The following is a 23,547-nucleotide window of genomic DNA, read 5'->3' as shown; positions in this document are numbered from 1 at the left end:
AATTGTGCCTGCACTTATAAAGGAATTACGGTAATTTTACTTGCGAGGAGTTGTCAGATTACTCGTCAGATTTTTGGTTAACTAAGGTCATCTCATAACCTGAGGGCATAGACTCATTTTCTGCGAATATCAGAAATTGCTCAACACTGTCTTCATCTAATGTCATCGTTAAGCTGTCCATTATGACGTCGGTACCGTCTATAGTGGCAATGGCGAAAATATCGTAGGTATTATTGAGCAATGAAACTGAACCACTGCTGGTTTCTAAAACTGATAATTTACTTTCAGCCGTTGATATTATTTCGTCGCTCAATACAAAGTAAAAAGTCACACGGCTAAAGTCATCAGAATCAGACAAGTTAACCACTTTGATACCATGACTATAGATACTTGAGCTGTTGCTTTTGGTAATTGTGAGTGATTTTATGGTGGCTTCGTAACCGTCTACAACACCATCACTATTTTCATCGATGTCATCATCTTCGTCATCATCAATAGGATCAACTTTGCTATAAATGAAGATAGTACTGTCAGCATTTTCTTCAAGGCTTAACAAGGCATCACTAATAAAGGTGTCTTCGGTATAAGTGTCCAATACATCAAATCCGTAATCGCCATTTGCAGTGGTTGTTGAAGTACTGAATTCTCCAGTGGCTAAACCTTCTATCAATACCTCTGAATCATCATTTAATTTGACATCAATATTCATGTATCCACGATAGTTAGGTAAATAATCGGATTCATCAACACCGTTATAAAATCCAAAGGAGGCTTCTGAGTCCACATCATTTAATAGGGTCACGCCGTTGGTGCCAATGCTATCGATAGCAAAAGGTGAAGAGCCAACCCCAACGTTTTCACGTAACACGATGACATACTGGCTCACGGTGGTATACGACTGATCCGTAGAGGTATAGATAACCTCGTCACTGCCAGCTTCGGTGATGTAGAAAATATATTGATCTTGATCCATTTTTATATTTTCAGACAACTCGGTATAACTGCTGCTAGTCACAAATACCGCTTCGTTAAAAGTTTCATTATCTGCAGACATATATACGTCAACATATTGGTAGTCAGGGTGCAGATTTAAGAACCTAAGGTTAAACAAGTCATCGTCGTCGTCATCATCGTCATCGACTACCGCAATATCAAATTTAAGTACCTCGGGGTCTCTAATATCGCCCGTCATAGCAAGGAACGTAATGCTGTCAGAGTTGATGCTTAATTGTTCCTGATAGACCATTTCGAGATCACTGCGATCACTACTTTCTTCATCCTGCCATGCTAATTCAACATAATAGCTACCCGTATCCAACTCGTTATTTGCACTGACTTCTGCAAACTCCACAGCGCTGTAGGTAAGTTCAATTTCATCGTCGTCGTCATTATCTAAATCTTCATCAACTGTGAGGTAAACCCCAGGCGCATTCGCCGATGCATTATAGAATTTAATATAACCTGAACTGTCGTCGTCACTGCCACAGCCAGTTAGTACGAATAGCATTAAACCCATACATACCCAAGGGTAGTAAGTGAATTTAAGGGGGGTCTTACTGATTTTCATGGATTCTCCACATTAATTATTGTTGGCAAAAGCGAGGTAATGAGCATAGAAGTCATATTTCTCACAATGGCGATTCGGACAGAGTTAAGTTCTACTTAGTTCATTAGTAAGGGGCGTCTTTACAGAAACTTTACGATCTAAATGAATTTGTTATCTCACTTGCTAAAAGCCCTTAAGAGGTCACCATGAAGCGTATGAATCAACGAGCATCCGATGATTTATTTTGGGAAAAAGGTAGCGGTTTTTCGCCTAACTAATCCAAATATCAATTTAGTATGCAAATACTCTGGCTTAGTTATAACTGTTTTGAGATGAGCTTTATTCAACGCACCTATATGAATGTTAAGTGTTAACCACTAAAAAATTGAAATGACATTTCATGATGTACAAAACATCCAATTTGGTGCAAAGCAGAAATGATTGAATAAAAATTCACTTTTTAGTGCATATTTACTCTTTTTTGAAGGTCGAAATGGGCTAGGGTAAGCGCAGCGTTTAGGGTTGAGCAAAATATTGGAAGTCTCATTGTATATTACAATATGTTTCTAAAATCATGACATATAGAAAATTATATCATTATAAGCGGTCATAATTAGGATGTTTATAACTTTAAGTCGGGTTAAAAAATTCTCCAATGTATAATTATCATCCGTATTTCCATTCCATTGCATCGAAATAGTGCGAGTTTTCAAAATGCATAAATGAAGTTTATTTTTGCATAAGATTTTTTTATCAAATTTAAAAAATATTAATTAATCTTATCTCAATCCTCAAATTTCAATAAGAAAATCTTATATGTTACAGCCTGTAAATAAAATGTTTTTATATCTTTCAAGTTGCTGTTATTAAAGATATTTTTTTATCTTTTTAGGTTGTTTCAATTTAACTTCTTCAAAGGAATTCAATAATAATTTTTTAAATCAATGTTTTAGGTATGACTTGTGCTTTTAACTCGTTGCAAGTGTAACGACGTGAAAATGCATTTATGTTTTAAGTCACAAAAAATCAGCAAATAAAAATAACTATTACATCCTTTGTACAGGAGAAGAACACATGAAAAGCCCCATTAAATCAAAAACGCATAGAGTTACCTATCTGGCTACATTGATTTCTAGCATGTTGGCAGTGAACACCGCTCTTGCTCAGGAAGCAGCTAGTGAATACGACAGTTTGAGTGAGGATTCCAAGTTGGAATCGATACAAATTACAGGATCACGGGTAGCAAGGGACGGCTATGACACGCCAGCACCCGTGACCATAATGACACAAGATGACATTAATGCTTACGCACCAGGAAGTGTGGCTGAGTTTGTTAATACGTTACCTTCTGTTACCGGCAGTAGTACCGCGTCTACATCATCCGGCTCATTGAGTAACGGTGCCTCAGGTATCGCAGCATTGAACTTAAGAAACTTGGGTGTCGGTCGTACCTTGGTGTTATTCGACGGTCAGCGTAACGTCGTGTCTGCATCAACGGGTCAGGTAGATACCAATACTTTCCCACAGGCATTGATCAAAAATGTTGAGGTGGTAACTGGCGGTGCATCCTCTGTATATGGCTCAGATGCCGTGAGTGGTGTAGTGAACTTTATACTCGATAAAGAATATACCGGTTTTAAATCTCAAGTTGAGTATGGCGAAACCACCTACAGTGATAGAGAAAATGGCAAAGTGGTACTAACCTACGGTACTGAATTGGCCGATGGAGCAGGGCACTTATTATTAAGTGGCGAATACTACTCTGCAAATGGCATTCACTATGAGACGCGAGATTGGGCAGAAAGAGGTTATGTTGGGATGATAAATCCTGATACCAGCGACGGTTCTCCATTCTTCTTAGTGGATGAAGGCATTGGTATTTCTAATTATACACCAGGCGGAATGATCGCATCTGGTCCTTTATATGGTACCTATTTTGGCGTTGATGGCGCAGTTAATCAGCTGGCTTTTGGCGATGTTTCAGGTCAGTGGATGCAAGGTGGTGATTGGCAATATACTTCTTCGGGTATGGTCGGCACGAACTCTTTAGCAGCCGATGAAGAACGTAAAAATTTATTTGCTCGTCTGAGTTATATGATTGGCGAAACAGAGGTGTATTTGCAAGGTTCTTATGCTGAATATGAAGGCTTAGCTTATTACATCAATCCGACCACTAAAGGCGTTACTATATATGCTGACAATGCATATTTACCTGATTCAATAGCCACGCAAATGGCAGACGAAGGGTTAGAGAGCTTTAGTTTAAATACAAGTAATGTCGACATGCCTGCATCAGGCGCAAATAACGTCCGCGATACCACTCGAATTGTATTGGGTGCTGATGGTGAATTTGAGATGGGCGGCAAGTACTTTACTTGGGATGCTTATTATCAATACGGTAAAACCAAAACCGATGAGCATATGACCCCTACCTATAATTCAGCTCGTTTAACTTTGGCAACCGATGCGGTAGTTGATTCTTCCACTGGCGAAGTTGTTTGTCGTTCTACCTTAACTGACCCCAGTAACGGCTGTGTTCCATTAAATCGTCTAGGTGTAGGTGTTGCCAGTGACGAAGCATTGGATTACGTATTAGGTCGTCCGCGCCGTGAACAAGAATTTATTCAAAATGTGGCTGCTGTTAACTTCAGTACCGGTGATTTTGAGGGCTGGGCGGGTCCAATTTCTGTTGCTTTTGGTGCTGAATACCGTAAAGAAGAAATGGATGGTTATGTCGAGTCACAATATCAATCAGGCTGGAAATACGGTAACTACAAAGTGACTGAAGGTGACTACGATGTAATCGAAGGTTATGTTGAAACGTTGATCCCACTAATGGATGATTTAGACTTTAATGGTGCAGTCCGCTACACCGATTACAGTACCTCTGGTGGTGTCACTACCTGGAAAGCGGGTTTAACCTATCAACCGATCGAAGATGCAACATTTCGTTTAACCAAGTCACGTGATATCCGTGCGCCTAACTTGAGTGAACTCTACGCTGCAGGTACTGCCCGTAGTAACTCTGTTACAATCGACGGCGCATCAGTTCCTATGATTCAAAACCTGCAAGGAAACCCTGATGTAGCGCCAGAAGAAGCCGATTCTTTGGGAATAGGTGTAATTTTACGTCCTAGCTTCTTAGAAAATTTCTCTGCTGCAATTGATTATTACGAAGTTGAAATCGATGGCATCATTAGTTTCGTATCAGCTGATGATACCGCGGAATTCTGCGTTGAATTTGGTGTCCAGAAATACTGTGACAACATGATTTATGATGAAACAGGTACGCTACAAACCATCAACCTTTTGTATGACAACCTAAACGTGATGACGGCCAAAGGTGTGGATTACGATTTGACTTATACCTTCGACCTAGCTGATGCATTTGCTGATGCCCCTGGTTCGTTGAAATTGCGTTTCTTAGCCACTAATTATTTAGAAAGTATCACCGATAATGGTGTTACTGCGGTTGATTCTGCTGGTGCCAATACGACTAGCACACCAGATTGGAAATACCGTGCTTCTGCAACTTATACCCTAGATGGTGTCACGGTTGATTTGACCGCTCGAGGTGTCAGTGATGGGGTGTTAAGTAATGCTTATATTGAGTGTACTTCTAGTTGTCCTGAAAGTGTTGCGCCTAACTACACAATCAATGACAACAGTGTTGATGGTGAAGTTTACTTTGATTTGTATGCCGCTAAAAAAGTTAGCTTTAGTCAAGACTCTGAAGCTGAATTTTACCTATCAATCCGCAATCTCTTTGACACCGATCCGGCAGATGTCGCATTTCCTGCTTCTCAAGGTTCTGAAAACCGTCCTGGCTATTTAGAAACACACCGCGGTTTGTACGACGTATTGGGTCGTCAGTTTAAAGTTGGCTTCCGAGTAGAAATGTAATGAACAAAAAGCTAATCAAAAAGGACAAAAGCATGTTTAAACGCAACGTTTTAAACGCCATCATTGGCTTAACTATGACGTCAATTGTTGGTTCAGCTGCAGCTTTTGAAGATATGTCTCAAGTCGAGCGTATGGAAGCAAAAATGACACTGATTGATGCAGTCGGTGCTAAAGCTAAGCAAGCGCAGGTGATGAACGATATGATCTTCAGTTTTGGGGAATTAGGCTTCCAAGAATTTGAAACCTCTGCATACCTAACCAAAATATTAGAAGACAATGGATTTACCATAGAGCGTGGTATTTCCGGTATTCCAACAGCTTGGATGGCGACTTGGGGAGATGGCGGTCCCGTCATCGCCCTTGGCTCTGATATTGATGGCATCCCCAAGGCTTCTCAGAAGCCTGGGGTGGCTTATCATGATCCTATTGTTGAAGGCGCTCCTGGCCATGGTGAAGGGCATAACTCTGGGCAAGTGGTTAACATCCTTGCGGCGTTAACCGTTAAAGAGTACATGGAAAAAAATGATATCGATGGCACCATTAAAATTTGGCCTGGTGTGGCTGAAGAGCAGTTAGGGACTAAAGCTTATTACGTCCGTGACGGCTACTTTGATGAAGTTGATGCTGTATTGTTTTCCCACGTATCCAATAGTTTCAGTACGAGCTGGGGAGCTGGCCGAGGAAACGGTTTAGTCTCAGTGCAATATGACTTCTTTGGTGAATCTGCGCACAGTGCTGGTTCTCCTTGGCGTGGCCGTAGTGCATTAGATGCTGTTGAATTAATGAGTGTGGGTATTAATTACCGCCGCGAACATTTGCGTTTATCCCAACGCATCCACTCTATAATTGTAGATGGCGGTGACCAGCCAAATGTTGTACCTCAAAAAGCGAGTATCTGGTACTTCTTTAGAGAAACTGATTTTCCCCATATTAAATCCTTGTGGGAAATTGGTGACAAAATGGCAGAAGGGGCATCTCTGATGAGTAATACCTCTTGGTCATCGACGGTTTTAGGTTCAGCTTGGCCACAACATATGAACAAAGCTATTGCTGAAGATGCCTACGAAAATATCAAATTGGTAGGCATGCCTGAGTGGTCAGCTGATGACATCGCTTTGGCTAAAGCGTTACAAACTGAAATTGGTGTCGCGCCGGAAGGCCTTAAAACGGAGCTCAATCCGTTACTCGATCCGCCTGATCCTGCCAAGTTAACGGGTGGCGGTTCTGACGATATTGGTGATATTTCTTGGCAAGTACCTACTATCACCTTGCGCTACCCAGCTAATATTCCTAATTTACCCGGGCACAACTGGTCTAACTCAGTTGCTATGGCAACCCCTATTGCTCACAAAGGGATTGTTGCTGGTGCTAAAGCGCAAGCCTTGAATTTATTCGACTTGTTGACCAATAGTGCGTTGATGGATGAAGCATGGGATTATTATAAGAACGTGCAAACGAAAGAAGACAAATACACGCCTTTATTGCGTCCTCAAGACAAGCCTGCCATTCATTTAAACAAAGAAATAATGGCAACTTACAAGTCTGAATTGGAAAAGTTCTACTACGATCCTGAAAAGTACGATACCTACTTAGAACAATTAGGTGTCGAATATCCAACCGTTAAAAACCCTTAGTACAGGTATTTGGTGGCAGTCGTTGGCTGTCACCATATTTTCGTTGAATAAGTAATGGTCACCGTGATCATAGTTAATGAACGTCTCGGAGCATATCAAGATGTTAAGTTTCACTAAAAAAAGTCTCACCAAAAAGGCAGGCATGGCAATGCTTGGCTTAATTTTTTCTCAATGCACTTTAGCAACTACCTTCACCGACGCACAGCGCGAGACGGCTAAGCAACAAGTTGCCGCCGCAGTCGATAAAAATGCAAAACTTGCTCAAGTCATGAACGACATGATTTTTTCTTTCGGTGAGTTAGGTTTCCAAGAGTTTGAAACATCAGCCTATCTAACCAATCATTTAGCTGAACAAGGCTTTAAAATAGAAAAGGGCATTGCTGGTATTCCAACGGCATGGGTAGCCACTTGGGGTTCCGGTAAACCCGTCATTGCCTTGGGAACCGATTTAGACGGTATTCCCAAAGCCTCGCAAAAACCCGGTGTCGCCTATCATGATCCTATTGTTGAAGGTGCTCCTGGCCACGGTGAAGGGCACAATTCTGGCCAAGTGGTGAATATATTGGCTGCTATGGCGCTTAAAGAATATATGTCAGAAAACAATATTGAAGGCACCATTATGTTATGGCCTGGTGTTGCTGAAGAGCAGCTTGCCACTAAAGCCTATTATGTGCGTGAAGGTTATTTTGACGATGTTGATGCGGTACTGTATTCCCACGTAGGTAACCGTTTTGGTACGTTTTATGGCAACCCATTCTTCTCTGGGATGGTGTCAGTCCAATATAATTTTTATGGTGAGTCTGCTCACAGTGCTGGTGCACCTTGGCGTGGCAGAAGCGCATTAGATGCCGTTGAGTTGATGAGTGTGGGTATTAACTATCGTCGTGAGCATTTACGCATCGCTCAGCGCACTCACTCGGTAGTGGTCGATGGTGGCGATCAGCCTAATGTAGTGCCTTCTAAGGCGACTTCTTGGTATTACTTTAGAGAGTTAGACTACCCACACGTAAAAGCTCTTTGGGAAGTGGGTGACAAAATCGCACAGGGTGCAGCTTTGATGACTAACACCACGTGGGATTCAACGGTAATGGGAACGGCTTGGCCTGGTCATTACAATAAACCTATGGCAATGCGGGCCTTTGAAAATATCCAAAAAGTCGGTATGCCTGAGTGGTCTGAAGACGATATTTTGCTGGCCAAATCATTGCAAAAAGAAGTGGGTGCGCCACAAACGGGTTTACCCACAGAGGTAATGCCTGTTGTTGCCCCCCCAGATCCTAAAACAATGACTGGCGGCGGCTCTGACGACATGGGAGATATCTCTTGGGTAACGCCTTCAATGTGGCTGTCTTATCCTTCAAACATTCCTAATTTGCAAGGACACCACTGGTCCAACGCAGTAGCAATGGCTACGCCTATTGCTCACAAGGGGATTGTTGCAGGTGCTAAAGCACATGCCATGACGATGATTGATTTATTCACCGATCCTGAATTGATGGCTGAGGTGCAAGACTATTTCGACAATGTTCAAACCAAAGATATGAAATATCAATCATTTTTACGTGATACCGATAAGCCACAAATTCATTTGAATGAGAATATCATGGGTGAATTTAGAGAAAAGATGCGACCTTTTTATTACGATCCTGAAAAGTACGATACGTACCTTGAGCAGTTAGGTATTGAGTATCCAATGGTGAAAGAATAATGAAAGGTGGCTTTATCTCAGAACTTCTGAACCGCACCCTACCGGCAACTTTGCGAGTAGCGGCAATTTTCGTTGTCGCTATCAGTCAAAGTTCGGCTGCGAGTTTAAGTGACAGTGAGCGTCGAGCCGCTAAAGAGCAAATCGCAGCGAAAATTGAAGGCCAGAAGAAATTAGCGCAAGTCATGAATGACACCCTCTATTCCTTTGGCGAGTTGGGGTTTCAAGAAATTGAAACTTCTGCTTATTTAACCCAATTTCTCACGGAGCAGGGGTTTACAGTCGAAAAAGGTATCTCTGATATTCCCACAGCATGGATAGCCAAGTGGGGAAGCGGAAAACCGGTTATTGCGCTAGGTACTGATTTAGATGGTATTCCTAAAGGCTCGCAAAAACCCGGTGTCGCCTATCATGACCCCATTGTTGATGGAGCTCCTGGTCATGGTGAAGGTCATAATTCAGGTCAGGTGGTGAATATTATTGCTGCATTGGCCCTTAAGGATTATATGTCTGAGCATCAAATAGAAGGCACAATCATGCTTTGGCCTGGGGTGGCTGAAGAGCAACTCGCTACCAAAGCTTATTATGTGCGTGACGGGTATTTTGATGATGTAGATGCGGTCTTGTACTCACATGTAGGAAGTGGTTTTGGCACTTTCTACGGAGAAGTGGGTATGTCAGGTTTAGTGTCAGTTCAATATAATTTCTATGGTGAGTCAGCCCACAGTGCTAGTGGTCCCTGGCGAGGAAGAAGTGCTTTAGATGCTGTAGAGCTGATGAGCGTCGGACTAAATTACCGTCGAGAGCATTTACGCTTAGCGCAACGCATTCACTCAGTGATTGCTGATGGTGGTGACCAACCTAATGTAGTGCCATCTAAAGCAACGGCATGGTATTACTTTCGTGAAATGGACTACGACCACATTAAAGCGTTGTGGGAAGTGGGTGACAAAATTGCCGAAGGCGCAGCACTGATGACCGATACCTCTTGGGATTCAGTCGTCATGGGAACGGCTTGGCCCGGACACTTTAATAAACCTATGGCATTGCGTGCTTATGAAAACATTAAAGCGGTTGGTATGCCCCAATGGTCTGCTGAAGACATCACTTTGGCCAAAGCAGTTCAAACCGAGATTGGTGCCAGTGCTGTTGGTTTGTATAGCAAGGTGATGCCGATTGGTGATCCTCGCAAGCCTAAAGTACCAACCGGTGGCCCCTCTGACGATGTAGGCGATATCTCATGGAGTGTGCCAACTATCTTTATGTTGTACCCATCTAATATTCCTAATTTGCCTGGTCATCACTGGTCTAATGCCGTGTCGATGGCTACGCCAATCGCTCATAAAGGTATTATTGCAGGAGCGAAAGCCCACGGGATGACCATGATCGATCTATTTACTGATCCGCAGTTAATGAAAGAGGTGTCTGACTACTTTACCGATGTACAAACGAAAGAGGTTAAATACCAGTCGCTACTGCGCAAAGATGACAAACCGCAAACTCAGCTAAACGAGGAGATTATGCAGCGTTATCGAGCGAAAATGCGGGCTTATTACTATGATGCGGATAAATATGAAACTTATATGGACCAGCTTGGTGTGAAATATCCAACAGTTAAAGCTAAACCCTAGTTAGGTCTGATATGAAAGTGTGGTAGATAAATAATAATAGCAATTTGTGTTCGTGTGTGTGCTCCCTAGAGCAATTTCCAGCACCCAAGGTTTACCTTGAGGTGCTGTTTTTTTAGATAATTACTTTTAATCTGCGATCATCATCAACTTTCATCAAGCTAAATACTCAGTTTGTTTAAATCGCCAGTTGTGCAACCATATCTTTGGCCAGTAACTCAATGGCTTCGGAACGCACTTTCTGTGGATTCAACAAGCATACGCCAATGTAACCTAAATCAGGTAAATCGGCTTGCGGTGGCAACACAAAAAGGCCGGGTGGCACAGTGCTTCTTGCTAATACAGTGATGCCTAAATCTTCGTTAATTGCCGCCTGAATACCGTTTAAATCGGAGATGGTATACACAATTTGCCACTGTTTTTTGCACTTGCCTAAAACATTCGTTGCCCGTTTGCGATAAATGCAAGGGGCGGGGGCTGCAATAAGCGGAAGTTTATTTGGCACTTTATTAACGTATCTTTGGCTGCCCACCCAAACTAACTGATCGGTAATGATAAAACCTTCCTGATCAGGATCGGGTTGTTCCTGTAGGGATAATATTAGATCAAATTGACTTTTAAGGGGCTCACAAACCAAGTCTTTGCTTAGCGCACAATGCACTTCTAAGGAGACTTCCGGGTAAGTGTGGGTAAATCGGCGAATTATCTTAGGCATCAAAGTTGTGGAGAACTCACTTGGAATTCCCAATTTGATGTTTCCGCTGACTTGAGGTTTACCAAATTCGGCCATTGCCTGATCATTTAGCATAAGTATTTTCATGCCAAATTCTAATAGCTTACTGCCGGCTAACGTTAGGGTAAGTCGATTCCCTTCACGCAAAAAAAGTTTTTCACCAACAACTTCTTCAAGTTTTTTTATCTGCAAACTGATAGCAGGTTGCGTGCGTTTAAGCCGCTCTGCGCACATGGTATAGCTGCCTGTTTGCGCAATAGTCACAAATGAACGTAGAAAATCGATAGATAAATTTTTCATGGCTTCACTCCTGTAAAGTGGGGTGGCATTTTTTAGTTTATGCCTTATTAAAGCCATATTAAAATCTTATGAGCTCATATTTATTATTAATTTTATTTATTGCCTGTGTAGTTCTAGCATAGAGTTTCTGGAAAGGCAATGGACATATAATGATGCAACTAAATAACCCGTTAAAAGCTGTAGACCCTGAGATTTTCGATGTAATCGAAGATGAAGAAAAACGACAAGAAGCGCATATCGAATTGATAGCTTCAGAAAACTATACAAGTAAAGCGGTGATGGAAGCACAAGGTAGCGTGTTAACCAATAAATATGCTGAAGGCTATCCTGGCAAACGTTATTACGGTGGATGTGAATTTGCCGACAAAGCGGAAACGTTAGCAATCGAGCGTGCTAAACAACTATTTGCAGCAGACTACGCGAATGTACAACCGCATTCTGGTTCGCAAGCAAATGCCGCTGTTTACATGGCACTACTTAAGCCCGGCGATACAATTTTAGGTTTAAGTCTGGATCACGGTGGTCATTTGACCCACGGTGCAAAACCGAATTTTTCTGGAAAGTTATATAACGCGATCCAATATGGTTTAAATACTGACAGCGGTGAAATTGACTATCAACAAGTGGCTGAATTGGCGCAAGAGCATCAACCTAAAATGATTGTTGCAGGATTTTCTGCTTATTCCCGTGTGGTTGACTGGCAGAAATTCAAAGATATCGCACAAAGCGTTGGTGCCTACTTGTTTGTAGACATGGCCCATGTGGCAGGTTTGGTTGCAGCGGGTCTGTATCCTAATCCTGTGCCAATCGCAGACGTAGTTACTACTACTACTCATAAAACCCTTCGTGGCCCCCGTGGTGGCTTAATAGTGTGTAAGTCAAACCCTGAACTGGAAAAGAAGTTTAACTCTTTAATTTTCCCCGGTATTCAAGGTGGCCCATTAATGCACGTAATTGCCGCAAAAGCAGTAGCGTTCAAAGAAGCGTTAGCCCCTGAATTTACGACTTACCAACAACAAGTGATTGATAATGCGCGGGCGATGGCTGATGTTTTCTTAAAGCGTGGTTATGGTGTGGTTTCTGGTGGCACTGACAATCATTTATTTTTAGTGGATTTAATTGCCCGAGGAATGACAGGAAAAGAAGCTGACGCGTTGCTTGGTTCGGTGAACATAACCGTTAACAAAAATACCGTGCCCAATGATCCACAATCACCTTTTGTGACCAGTGGAATTCGCATTGGTACGCCGGCAGTGACCTCTAGAGGGTTTAAAGTTGAGCACGTAACCGATTTGGCAAATTGGATATGTGATTTATTAGATAATCCTGAAGACGCTAGCATAAGCGAAAAAGTTAAGGCTAACGTTGCTCAACTTACCGCTAAATTTCCGGTATACGGATAAACAAAAAAAGCGCTGGATCCAAAGGATGCAGCGCTTTTCTATTATTTACCTTTAAGGTTAAGTCTAATTATCCTGCTGTCAGCCTATTGAGCTCCTGCTAACTTTGTAGAATTAGATAACGCTTTAGGTGAGTTGGGGTCTTTATTAATAATTTCGACTGCATATTCCAATGCGCCCAGCAAATTATCAAAAGACTCAACGTCTGTTTGCGCGGCATTAATTCCTTTCAACACCTTTTTAATCGCATCATTAGCACCACAAATAATCAACTTTCTACCAGCACTTTTAGCATCGGTGGCAACCGTTTCAACTGCCATCCCCGCGGATACATCAACTGTGGGGACTCGGGTAAAGTCCATGATTAATACCTGTGAACCTGGTTTTACTTTGTCACGCACATGGTGTCCAACATCGGCCGCAGCACCAAAGCTAAGCGGTCCGCCGAAACTAAAGATACTTACTCTACCGTCAGCTTGTTTAAGTAGCGCATTTTCTTTAGGGTCGTTCAGCGTGTCGGGGATTTTCTTTAAATCTTCGATCTGTATTTGAGCGATTTGACGAACAAATGCCAATGCCGCCAATACAACACCCACACCCACAGCTGTGACAAGGTCAACAAATACAGTTAGGCCCAATACAAGAATCATCAATGCAAAGTCCCAACGAGGACCATTATGAGCTCGTTTTAGGTAACTCCAATCAATAATATCCAGACCTACTTTCACCAATAACCCAGCTAAAACTGCATGGGGGATACTCGCGGCAAGTGGGCTTAATCCTAGCACTACAGCAAGTAATACAAGGGAGTGAACCATCCCAGAGATTCGGGTTTTACCACCGGTTCTGATATTTACAACAGTACGCATTGTTGCGCCAGCACCAGCAATACCACCAATTAAGCCAGCAACCGTATTACCTATACCTTGACCAATAAGTTCTTTTTTACTGTCATGGCGAGTACGAGTCATGTTGTCAGCCACCAAAGAGGTTAACAAGCTGTCTATGGCCCCCAAAATAGCAAGTATGAAAGCGGCTTCTAAGATTAGAAAGAATTGGCTTTGTTCGTAAACCGGCAGATGCAAACTCGGTAGTCCGGTAGGGATATTACCTAGTGCTGGTACGTTGGAAAAAGCAAAGCTTGCTAGCGTTCCAATTACCAGTGCCGCTAATGGTCCAGGTATGTATTTACCTAAAGTTGGCGGCCATTTGTAAGCGATGAGTAAGGTACCTATACCTAATATCAAAGTGGCAATGTTAATGTCTGCCAAAGCTGTCGGAATATAGCTTAATGCACCAATAGTCCCGCTTGGAGGCTCATGCCCCAACAGTCGACCGAGCTGGAGAATAATAATAATTGCGCCAATTCCAGTCATAAAACCAGAAATTACCGGGTAGGGAACCAATCGAATGTATTGACCGACCCCTAATAAACCAAACACAATTTGGAAAAGGCCAGCTAACATAACAGCCGTAAAAATTAACGCAGCATCACCAGATAAACTGGCAAAAAGACCCGCTAACACTACTACCATCGGACCCGTTGGACCTGATATTTGTGAAGGTGTTCCACCAAACAGGGCGGCAAAAAAGCCTAAGGCAATAGCACCATAAAGGCCTGCCATTGGCCCTAAACCTGAGGCGACACCTAAGGCTAAAGCTAGTGGAAGAGCAACAATACCAGCGGTAAGACCGCCGGTAATATCACCCTTCAAATTGGATAAATCTAGTTTCATATAAGTACCCTGTATGTCTTTACGCTATAGACAATTTGGCTTCGGTTTGTGTCTGGCCCAATGGTGTAAACTTAGCGCTTTGTGGATCATAACTAAGGACTTGACCGCTTTCGATATTGTAAACCCAGCCGTGCAGTTTCACTTGACCGGTGGCTAACTTGGCCGCAACAGATGGGTGAGTACGAAGATGTTGTAATTGTTGTACTACATTCTCTTCAGTTAACTTTTCCAAATGGTCCATACATAGGCTGCCATATTTTTCTTTGACTATTTCCGACGCACAGCGACTATGGGATAACCATTCTTTTACGTGGGGTAATCCATCAAGTTTTTCAGGGTACAAAGCACCTTTCATTGCGCCACAATCAGAGTGTCCACAGACGATAATATGTGAAACACCTAACGCTGCTACTGCAAATTCAATGGATGCGGTTATTCCGCCGGTGACATTGCTGTGAGGAGGGACAATGTTGCCCGCATTACGACAAATGAAAAGTTCACCAGGTTCAGTTTGAGTTAATAGATTTGGATCAATGCGCGAATCGGCGCAGGTAATAAATAATACTTCAGGGTTTTGCCCATTCGCTAACTTTTTAAAAGTTGCTTTCTTATCAGGAAAGACTTCTTTTTGAAATTTAGCAACACCAGAAATTACGTGGTCCATGAAAGTCACTCCTATAAAATGTTTAAAAATACTTGTTACGAATTGAACAACGTTTTTAGTTTTACCTGATAGACAGATAGAAGTATACTTGTTGTCGCGATAGCTTTTTGCTATCAGTGATCTCTAAGAGAACTCCATGAGAACTCATTAATACCAACAGGTTACAAAATGACTACAGACAATAAATATCCCTCCATAAATCAACTAAAATACTTTGTGGCAGTCGCCAAAAGTTTGAGTTTTCGACGCGCTGCACAATCGTTGGGAATCAGTCAACCTACTTTAACCACACAAGTTCAAACCCTTGAAAAAAACATGAACTTGAGTTTATTTGAACGCAATCGAAGCGGCACTTTACTGACCCCTCAGGGGAATACTTTACTTGCGCTTGCAGAAGAGGTTTTACGCGCAGGTCAACGTTTTAACGACACTGCACGTGAACTCATTGATGGAGCCTCAACTACCTATCGCTTGGGCGTTCCGCCTACGTTGGGACCCTATTTGTTACCATTTGTATTGCCTGAATTACATCGGCGTTTTAGTCAATTAAAATTCTACGTGCGAGAAGAGTTTCCGCAACAGTTGGAAGAAGGTTTACTTAACGGCCAATACGACCTAATTATATCACCGTCAACTCATGAATCCACGCAATTCATCGTTTCTGAGCTATTTACAGAACCGCTAAAGTTGGTCATGCCTGGAGATCATCCTTTGGCAGGTCAAGAGTTTGTAAAACCCTCTGATGTGCAAGGTGAAAAGGTGCTGACGTTAGAAGGTCACCATCACTTCCATCATCAAGTTCAAACTATTTGTGCTCAAATTGGTGCACAGATGTATCGGGATTACGAGGGCACAAGTTTAGATACGCTCAGACAAATGGTCGTGATGGGAGTGGGTGTCGCTTTTTTACCTGGGCTATATGTGCACTCTGAATTACATCGTCCAAATGAACTTCATGTGTGTGAGTTGTTAGACACGCCAATTACTCGTGTGCAACATTTGATTTGGCGAAATACCGCGCCAGGTCGGGTATTCTTTCGCGAACTTGGGCAATTTTTTAGAGAGATTGTTGCTGAAAAACTCGCCAATGCGGTCTACGTCAAAAAGTGACAGTATTGGCTAACTTGGCAGTCTTCAAAAATTACCTGTTCAGTCAGTTTTCGATAATCTTAAAATACGTGAAATTCTCTCGCATCTTGTTGCGCACTAATTTGGATGTAATGCACAAAACTTGAACACTGGTTGCACAGTTTTGGTGGTGTATTGCAGTTTAACCGCATTAAATGGGACTTTGCTAAGGGAATATAGCGGGAATAGTTCTTGCAAAAGCGACCGTTTACTAACTGAAATATACTACTTTTAGGGTCATCGGTTGTCTGATAATTTTTGGCTGCTCTTGTCAGCGATGTTTGTGTTTTTAATGCAAGCAGGATTTTTGTGTCTAGAAAGCGGCAGAACGCGCAGCAAAAATAGTATAAATGTTGCTGCAAAAAATATTGGTGACTTCATTGTATCCGCTAGTATTTTTTGGTTGTTTGGCTTTGGTATTATGTTTGGTCCAAGTCTAGGAGGATGGGCGGGAACTGGCGACTTTGCTTTTGGCGAGGGGAATACTTCTTTTCAAATCACCTTCTTCTTATTTCAAATGATGTTCTGTAGCACCGCAGCGACTTTAACGTCTGGTGCTATTGCTGAGCGCGCTCGGTTTTCCAGCTATATGTATATCACGTTGATTTTAAGCGGGCTAATTTACCCTTTTGTAGGGCATTGGGCTTGGGCTGGTGTATACAATCCTGATAATCGAGGCTGGCTTGAATCTTTGGGATTTGTGGATTTTGCTGGCTCAACGGTGGTGCATTCGGTAGGTGGGTGGGTCGCTTTGGCCAGCGTCTTAATTGTTGGGCCAAGAATCGACAGGTTTAAAGCAAATAGCAAATTTCCTTCAGGTAGCAATTTACCTTTGGCTGCCATGGGAACCTTACTTATTTGGTTTGGATGGTTTGGGTTCAATGGCGGCAGTACTTTGAAATTTGATGAGCAAGTTCCTTATATCATTCTGAACACCTGTCTTGCTGCTATGTGGGGTGGGTTAACAGCCACATTTATTCATTTGCGAACCAAAAAATATGTGGATATGGGGGCGAGCTTAAATGGCATTATTGCCGGTTTAGTCGCGATAACGGCGAGTTGTCATGCGGTAGCACCTGTGGACGCCGCAATAATAGGTGTTGTAGCAGGTATAGTCGTGCATTACGGTTCTAAATTAATGGACTTGCTTAAAGTTGATGATGCCTTAAACGTTATTCCTACTCACCTATTTGCCGGCATTTGGGGAACTCTGGCGGTCGCCTTTTTTGGCGAACAAGCTAAGTTAGGTACTGGCTTATCATTTATGTCTCAGCTCACAATTCAACTTTTGGGGGTAGTGGTGATTGGCTTATTTAGTTTTTTAAGCTGTTATTTCATACTCTTAATTTTGAATAAAATATCGCCATTAAGAGTAACCAGAGAACATGAACTTAGTGGCCTGAATATCAGTGAACATAAAGCTTCCACTGAATTAATAGATTTGCTGGATGATATGCAAAATCATCAAAATAAAGGCGATTTCACCCTTCAAGTAAAAGAAGAACCATTTACCGAAGTAGGTCAAATAGCGCGCAAATATAACGAAGTCATCAGTAAAGTGTCAAAAGAGATGACCCAGCGTGAAAAGGCAATAAATCAGTTTAAGATAAGTGAAAGGCGTAAGAGTGCCATTCTAGATTCATCAATGGATTGTATTGTCTCTATTGACTGGCAGGGAAACATTATTGAGTTTAACCCTGCAGCAGAGAGAACATTTGGCTGCTTGAAAGCCGAAGTCATGGGGCAAAGTTTTATTAATAGTTTTGCGCTAGATAAAGATATAGTGGAGTTTAGTGAGAGCTTAAAACTGCAGTTTGTCTCAGCGAATGGCTTAGTACTTAACCGGCGCAGTGAAATAGAGTTAAAGCGGGCCGCAGGGCAAACGTTTCCCGCTGAAGTGACTATTACAAGTAGTAAATTAAATAATAGTCTTATTAATGAATTTACTCTGCATATAAGAGACGTCACCAAACAACAAAAAATTCAAGCTAGATTAAATTTTTTGGCATATCACGACCCGTTAACCCATTTATCTAATCGCACCCATTTGATCACTGAATTAAATTACCAAGTGGCAAAAGCGAAAAAACACATGGGGGTTATTGCGCTATTCTTTTTAGATTTGGATAAATTTAAAAAGATTAACGATACCTTGGGGCACAAAGCCGGTGACTACCTATTGTGTCAGGTGGCCAATCGCTTAAAAGAAATTTGTCGTGAGGAAGATATTATTGCGCGCCTTGGTGGTGACGAATTTATCGTGGTTATGACCGGGGAGCTGAATCAACAATTAATCACTGAAAAAGCGCAGCGAATTCTGTCTATCATGCGAGAACCTATTACCTTGAATGGTAAAAACTATCAAATTGCCACTAGTGTTGGTGTTGCAGTATCTACCAATGGCGAACTGGGCACAGAGGAATTAATCCAAAGAGCGGATATTGCCATGTACAACGCAAAATTTTATGGCCGTGATAATTTCAAGTTGTACACTGAAAAAATGGGACAAAAAGCACAACAAGAGATGAGCTTTGAAAGAAAAATTGGACAAGCCATCGAACAAGATGAATTCAGTGTTGTTTATCAGCCGAAAGTTAAAGCAGATGGTGAGATATTATCATTAGAAGCCTTGATTCGATGGCAGCAAAAAGGTTCGGATGAAATATCCCCGAACGAATTTATCCCGATTGCCGAACAAAGTAATTTGATTGTGCAAATTGGTGAAATTATGATGACTAAAGTCCTTGAACAACTACGTTATTGGCTCGACCATAATTCGAATGTGGTGCCTGTTGCTATCAATATCTCAGGTCGCCAATTAGTTGCTGAGGATTTTATTCGTCACATTAAACAACTGCTAAAGCAGTTTTCAATACCCGGTGAACTGCTCGAATTTGAAATTACTGAAGGTATCTTGATTCAAGATATACAGAGTTGCATCGCCATTTTGAAGGAATTAAAAGGCCTTCACATTAAAGTCTCCATTGACGATTTTGGCACAGGATATTCTTCCCTAAGCTACCTCAAAAAATTGCCGCTAGATATTCTGAAAATAGACCGCTCTTTTGTCCATGAGTGTGACTCTAAAACCGAAGACGCAGAGATTTGCGCTACCATTATTAATTTAGCCAAAAGCCTAAATTTGATGACGGTTGCCGAAGGGGTAGAAACGCATTCTCAATTTAACACTTTGCAAAATATGGGCTGCGATCTATACCAAGGGTATCTATTCCATCAACCTCAAGGGGCAGATGCTGTATTTAAATTATTAAATTCCCAGTTGAACTGACCTTGATTAACATCTATAGAGCTTAAACATAGAATAATTACTCACCCTTAACATTCATTTAGTAACGTTGAAATTCAAAGGACGCTAATGGACTCTTACCAACCGAAACCGCTATTTAAGGGAATACCTTTTCACGCACAACAGTTTAGTCGTGAACAAATAGCCAATGCAGGCTGGAATATTCTGCAAGAAGATTTGCCTCTGCCTTGTGCAATAATTAAAAAACATGCGTTGCTACAAAATAGTCTGCGGATGAATCAATGGCTTGAGCGCAACGATTTGTTGCTTGCTCCACATATCAAAACGACCATGAGTCCTGAGTTGATTTTTGAGCAGTTAGCCGATGGTGTATGGGGTTTAACGGTGGCAAACGTGACCAATTCAAGGTTAGCTGCACAGATGGGGGCCAAACATATAATATTTGCCAATCAGTTAGTTGGCCGAGCAAATATCAAAGAGGTTGAGTTACTACTGGCAGAATACCCTGATTTAATTATGTACCTTTTTATCGATTCTTTAGATGCTTTCGAATTGTTAAAAGCGGCGAATATAAAAAACCGTGGTCGGCTAAAATTACTAATCGAATTAGGGGCTTATGGTGGACGGTGCGGCGTACGAGAAGCCGCTACGGCTAAAACGTTAATCGAGGCCATTTACACTAATCAATGGGAAATTGCCGGCTTCAGCGCGTATGAAGCCGTTTTTGAGGGCTCTGATGAGCAAAAACAGAGTAGCGTTCAGGACTTTTTGAGCTTACTTGATAGCACCATCTGTGCATTTATAGAACAGCAAACCATAGTGCCTGCGCAGTCGTTGATTATCAGTATTGGTGGTTCTGAATACTACGATATGTGTGCGCTAACATTTGCCCGTTTGCAACACGAGTATGACGCAAAAATTGTGCTTAGAAGTGGGTGTTACTTATTCAGTGACTCTGGCGTCTACGAAAAGGCCTCCATGGCTATTGATGACAGGTTAGGCAGCGCGCAACTGACTTTGCCTGCTTCTGAGTCGGCAATTGAAGTTTGGTGTTATGTGTTGTCTCAACCAGAACCCGGAGTCGTTATTTTAGGTGCAGGCAAACGAGATTTTTCCTATGACAAAGGATTGCCAAAACCCTTGTATGCCAAATCGAAATTATCTTCGAAGATAACCCCTATTGATCACACAAATTACCAAATAACCCGAATTAATGATCAACATTGTTTTTTAAGGGTACCTATTGATGACAGTTTAGCGCCCGGAGATATGGTTGCTGTTGGCATTTCTCACCCATGTACCACCTTCGATAAATGGCGAAAAATGTTAATAGTTGATGGGCAGTATAACGTCATTGATGCCATCCAAGCTTGGTTCTAAAAAATAGAATCTAGACTTCGTTTTTATCAAATGTACTAATTTTCACCGAGTTTTTATCCTAGCACTCTATTGGGGCTTCCCATGTTGTAGATAAATAGGATGTAAAATGAAAATGAAAAAATTAATAACCCTATCAAGTTTGATCTTGTTATCGGTTAGCGCGCTTGCTGAAACAACCATGACAAGACAAAACGGTGCGCCTATCGGTGACAACCAAAACTCTCAAACAGCTGGACCTTGGGGCGGCGTATTACTCCAAGACAGTCACCTAATTGAAAAGTTGGCAGCCTTTGATAGAGAGCGTGTTCCTGAAAGAGTAGTGCATGCCCGCGGTACTGGTATTCATGGTTACTACGAAAATTACGCCGATTTATCCGATTTAACCATGGCGGCCCCATTTCAAGAAAAAGGTAAAAATACTGAAGTATTTACGCGTTTTTCGGCGGTAATTCACGGTCATCAATCTCCTGAAACATTGCGTGATCCTCGTGGATTCGCTGTGAAGTTTTACACAGAGCAAGGTAACTGGGATTTAGTCGGTAACAACTTCCCGATCTTCTTTATTCGCGATGCGATTAAGTTTCCAGATATGGTTCATAGTTTAAAACCATCGCCCTATGACAATGTGCAAAAAGCATCAAGAGTGTTCGATTTCTTTTCTCATGTACCAGAATCAACCCAAATGCTCACCATGTTGTTTTCTGACTACGGCACACCAAAGAGTTACCTAAATATGGACGGATCTAGTGTTCATGCGTATAAATTTGTGAATGCTAAAGGTGAAATGAACTATGTGAAATTTACTTGGAAAACCAACCAAGGTGTAAAGAACTTCACTTACAAAGAAGCTTCGACCGTACAAGGTCAAGATATGCAGCCTCATACCACAGATGTTTATACACGTATTGGTGAAAAAGGTGAAACCGCTTCTTGGGACTTATATATTCAAGTATTGTCTCCAAAAGACGTAAACAACTTTGATTTCAACCCACTAGATGCCACTAAAATTTGGCCTGAAGACAAATTGCCGCTGCGTAAAGTTGGCAGAATGGTGCTAAATAGAGTGCCTGATAACTTTTTTGAAGAAACTGAGCAAGCTGCTTTTGCGCCAAGTAATGTGATTCCAGGTATCGAGCCATCAGAAGATAGATTATTACAAGGTAGAGTGTTTGCCTATGCAGATACCCAGCGTTACCGTTTAGGCGTGAACTCTTACCGTATTCCGATTAACGCACCTAAAAATGTGGCTATAAACAACCACATGCAACACGGTAAATTGCGTCCTACCAATACCCAGCGTGAGGTTAATTATCAGCCAAGTGAGTACATTGATTTAGCAGAAGATACAAAATACAAGTATTCAACCATGCCTTTGTTAGGAAGCTATCAACAAATACCTTTTTACAAGCAATTAAACTTTAGACAAGCTGGTGATTTGTATCGTTCATTTACTAAAGACGAACAAGCAAGGCTTATTGAAGTATTAGGCGGCGCATTAGCAACATCTGATAAAGAGCTAGTTCGAATCAATATCAGTGCATTTATGTACAACGCAGATAAAGATTACGGCACCGCTATCGCGAAACGTTCAGGTACTAACTTGAGTAAAGTGAAAGCCAGAGCTAAAGCGCTAATGGCCGAGCAACAAGCCTTGGCTGCTGAAGGTGAGAAGATTGCCCTTAAATTAAGCAAGTTGTTTTAATTGATTCGCTGCATAAAACCCGCCACTGCCTGTTAAACCAGGCAGTGGCTTTTGAAGGAAAGAGTTATGAAAACCTTGATTCATGTCTGTTTGATTATGCTTGTTGTATTCGGGTCTAATCCATCATTTGCCCATAAAAGTGAACGAAGCAATCAACTTAAAAAGCTTTATTTTGATGCTGCTAGAAACGGTGATATTGAATTACTATCGACCTTTTACAATGCCGGTCTATCAGTCAATATCGCTAACGAAAAAGGTTATACTGCATTGATTTTATCTGCCTACAATGGCCAAACTGAAACCGTTAACTATTTACTCAGTGTAGAGGATATCAATCCATGCCAAGAAGACATTAAAGGAAATACTGCGTTAATGGGCGCTATATTCAAGGGCAATTTTCGCATTGCTAAATCTTTGATGGGGCTGGACTGTGAAGTTGATCAAGCCAATCAAAATGGTCAAACAGCATTGATGTTTGCTACCTTATTTGACCGACAAGAGATTATTGAAGAACTCATAGCACAAGGTGCTAATGTGGACTTAAAGGATAGCAATAGTCGTAGTTTAAGCGACATTGCTGCAAGTCAAGGCAATCAAACTTTAGCTGACAAATTCAAACCATCTAAACCATAAATGCAAGAGTAGTTCACTAAGTTTAATAATATCCCTGACATAAAATTTACCAAAAATGTTGACGAGAATGCTGACGAGAAAAGCTAAATTAAAGCCGGCCAGTATGGATTAAAAAGGTTATGTCGACTGCGATTTGACCTCGTTTCTAAATGCGTATTTAATCGGTTTACTCTTTTCAGCAGTGTAG

14 protein-coding genes are annotated in these 23,547 nt (G+C 41.7%); 10 read left to right on the top strand and 4 right to left on the bottom strand.

The annotated features are described in order from the left end of the window. Nucleotides 1-58: 58 nt before the first annotated feature. Nucleotides 59-1,567, bottom strand: a complete 1,509-nt coding sequence (locus tag Q4567_RS14400) for a DUF4397 domain-containing protein (RefSeq protein WP_303500839.1) — start codon at nucleotides 1,565-1,567, stop codon at nucleotides 59-61. Nucleotides 1,568-2,620: 1,053 nt separating this feature from the next. Between Q4567_RS14400 and Q4567_RS14395 the strand changes: the two genes are divergently transcribed. From Q4567_RS14395 to Q4567_RS14380, 4 genes are all read left to right on the top strand, one after another. Further along, complete coding sequence (locus Q4567_RS14395; RefSeq protein WP_303500837.1) at nucleotides 2,621-5,449, top strand: TonB-dependent siderophore receptor; 2,829 nt, start codon at nucleotides 2,621-2,623, stop codon at nucleotides 5,447-5,449. Between the two features lie 32 nt (nucleotides 5,450-5,481). Continuing rightward, a complete protein-coding gene (locus Q4567_RS14390) occupies nucleotides 5,482-7,083 on the top strand; it encodes a peptidase dimerization domain-containing protein (RefSeq protein WP_303476633.1) in 1,602 nt (533 codons plus the stop codon). 100 nt (nucleotides 7,084-7,183) lie between these two features. After that, nucleotides 7,184-8,791 (top strand): amidohydrolase, encoded by a 1,608-nt coding sequence (locus tag Q4567_RS14385; RefSeq protein WP_303500836.1) that lies wholly within the window; start codon nucleotides 7,184-7,186, stop codon nucleotides 8,789-8,791. Further along, on the top strand, nucleotides 8,791-10,419 hold the full coding sequence (locus Q4567_RS14380) for an amidohydrolase (protein ID WP_303500835.1): 1,629 nt from the start codon (nucleotides 8,791-8,793) through the stop codon (nucleotides 10,417-10,419). Before Q4567_RS14385 ends, Q4567_RS14380 begins: the two co-directional genes overlap by 1 nt. 175 nt (nucleotides 10,420-10,594) lie before the next feature. Here the strand turns inward: Q4567_RS14380 and Q4567_RS14375 are convergent, their stop codons facing one another. Then, a complete protein-coding gene (locus Q4567_RS14375) occupies nucleotides 10,595-11,449 on the bottom strand; it encodes a LysR family transcriptional regulator (protein ID WP_216047106.1) in 855 nt (284 codons plus the stop codon). A gap of 149 nt (nucleotides 11,450-11,598) precedes the next feature. Here Q4567_RS14375 and glyA point away from each other — a divergent pair, with 149 nt between their 5' ends. Continuing rightward, entirely contained in the window at nucleotides 11,599-12,852 is a 1,254-nt protein-coding gene (gene glyA, locus Q4567_RS14370) for a serine hydroxymethyltransferase (protein ID WP_303500834.1), read from the top strand. A gap of 83 nt (nucleotides 12,853-12,935) precedes the next feature. On the opposite strand, the gene Q4567_RS14365 is transcribed toward glyA, so the two are convergent. Together Q4567_RS14365 and Q4567_RS14360 are read right to left on the bottom strand one after the other, a co-directional pair. Next, nucleotides 12,936-14,585 carry a SulP family inorganic anion transporter gene (locus Q4567_RS14365; protein WP_303500833.1) on the bottom strand — a complete coding sequence of 550 codons (1,650 nt, stop codon included), beginning with the start codon at nucleotides 14,583-14,585 and terminating at the stop codon, nucleotides 12,936-12,938. A 19-nt stretch (nucleotides 14,586-14,604) separates the two neighbouring features. Beyond that, nucleotides 14,605-15,249 carry a carbonic anhydrase gene (locus Q4567_RS14360; RefSeq protein WP_216047103.1) on the bottom strand — a complete coding sequence of 215 codons (645 nt, stop codon included), beginning with the start codon at nucleotides 15,247-15,249 and terminating at the stop codon, nucleotides 14,605-14,607. A 168-nt stretch (nucleotides 15,250-15,417) separates the two neighbouring features. Here Q4567_RS14360 and Q4567_RS14355 point away from each other — a divergent pair, with 168 nt between their 5' ends. The 5 genes from Q4567_RS14355 (at nucleotide 15,418) to Q4567_RS14335 (ending at nucleotide 23,360) form a co-directional block, all read left to right on the top strand. Beyond that, nucleotides 15,418-16,359, top strand: coding sequence for a hydrogen peroxide-inducible genes activator (locus tag Q4567_RS14355; protein ID WP_216047102.1), 942 nt, complete (start codon nucleotides 15,418-15,420; stop codon nucleotides 16,357-16,359). A 262-nt stretch (nucleotides 16,360-16,621) separates the two neighbouring features. Continuing rightward, complete coding sequence (gene amt / locus Q4567_RS14350; RefSeq protein WP_303500832.1) at nucleotides 16,622-19,666, top strand: ammonium transporter; 3,045 nt, start codon at nucleotides 16,622-16,624, stop codon at nucleotides 19,664-19,666. A gap of 87 nt (nucleotides 19,667-19,753) precedes the next feature. After that, nucleotides 19,754-21,025 carry an alanine racemase gene (locus Q4567_RS14345; protein WP_303500831.1) on the top strand — a complete coding sequence of 424 codons (1,272 nt, stop codon included), beginning with the start codon at nucleotides 19,754-19,756 and terminating at the stop codon, nucleotides 21,023-21,025. A gap of 106 nt (nucleotides 21,026-21,131) precedes the next feature. Continuing rightward, the gene (locus Q4567_RS14340; protein ID WP_303500830.1) at nucleotides 21,132-22,727 is read left to right on the top strand and encodes a catalase; all 1,596 of its coding nucleotides are present in this window, start codon (nucleotides 21,132-21,134) and stop codon (nucleotides 22,725-22,727) included. 66 nt (nucleotides 22,728-22,793) lie between these two features. Continuing rightward, a complete protein-coding gene (locus Q4567_RS14335) occupies nucleotides 22,794-23,360 on the top strand; it encodes an ankyrin repeat domain-containing protein (RefSeq protein WP_303500829.1) in 567 nt (188 codons plus the stop codon). The last annotated feature ends 187 nt before the right edge of the window (nucleotides 23,361-23,547 follow it).

The sequence above is a fragment of the Aliiglaciecola sp. 2_MG-2023 genome (genome assembly GCF_030548145.1).
Classification (GTDB): Bacteria; Pseudomonadota; Gammaproteobacteria; order Enterobacterales; family Alteromonadaceae; genus Aliiglaciecola; species Aliiglaciecola lipolytica_A.
The sequence above is the reverse complement of the archived record's forward strand: the minus strand, read 5'-3'. Positions and strand labels throughout refer to the sequence as shown.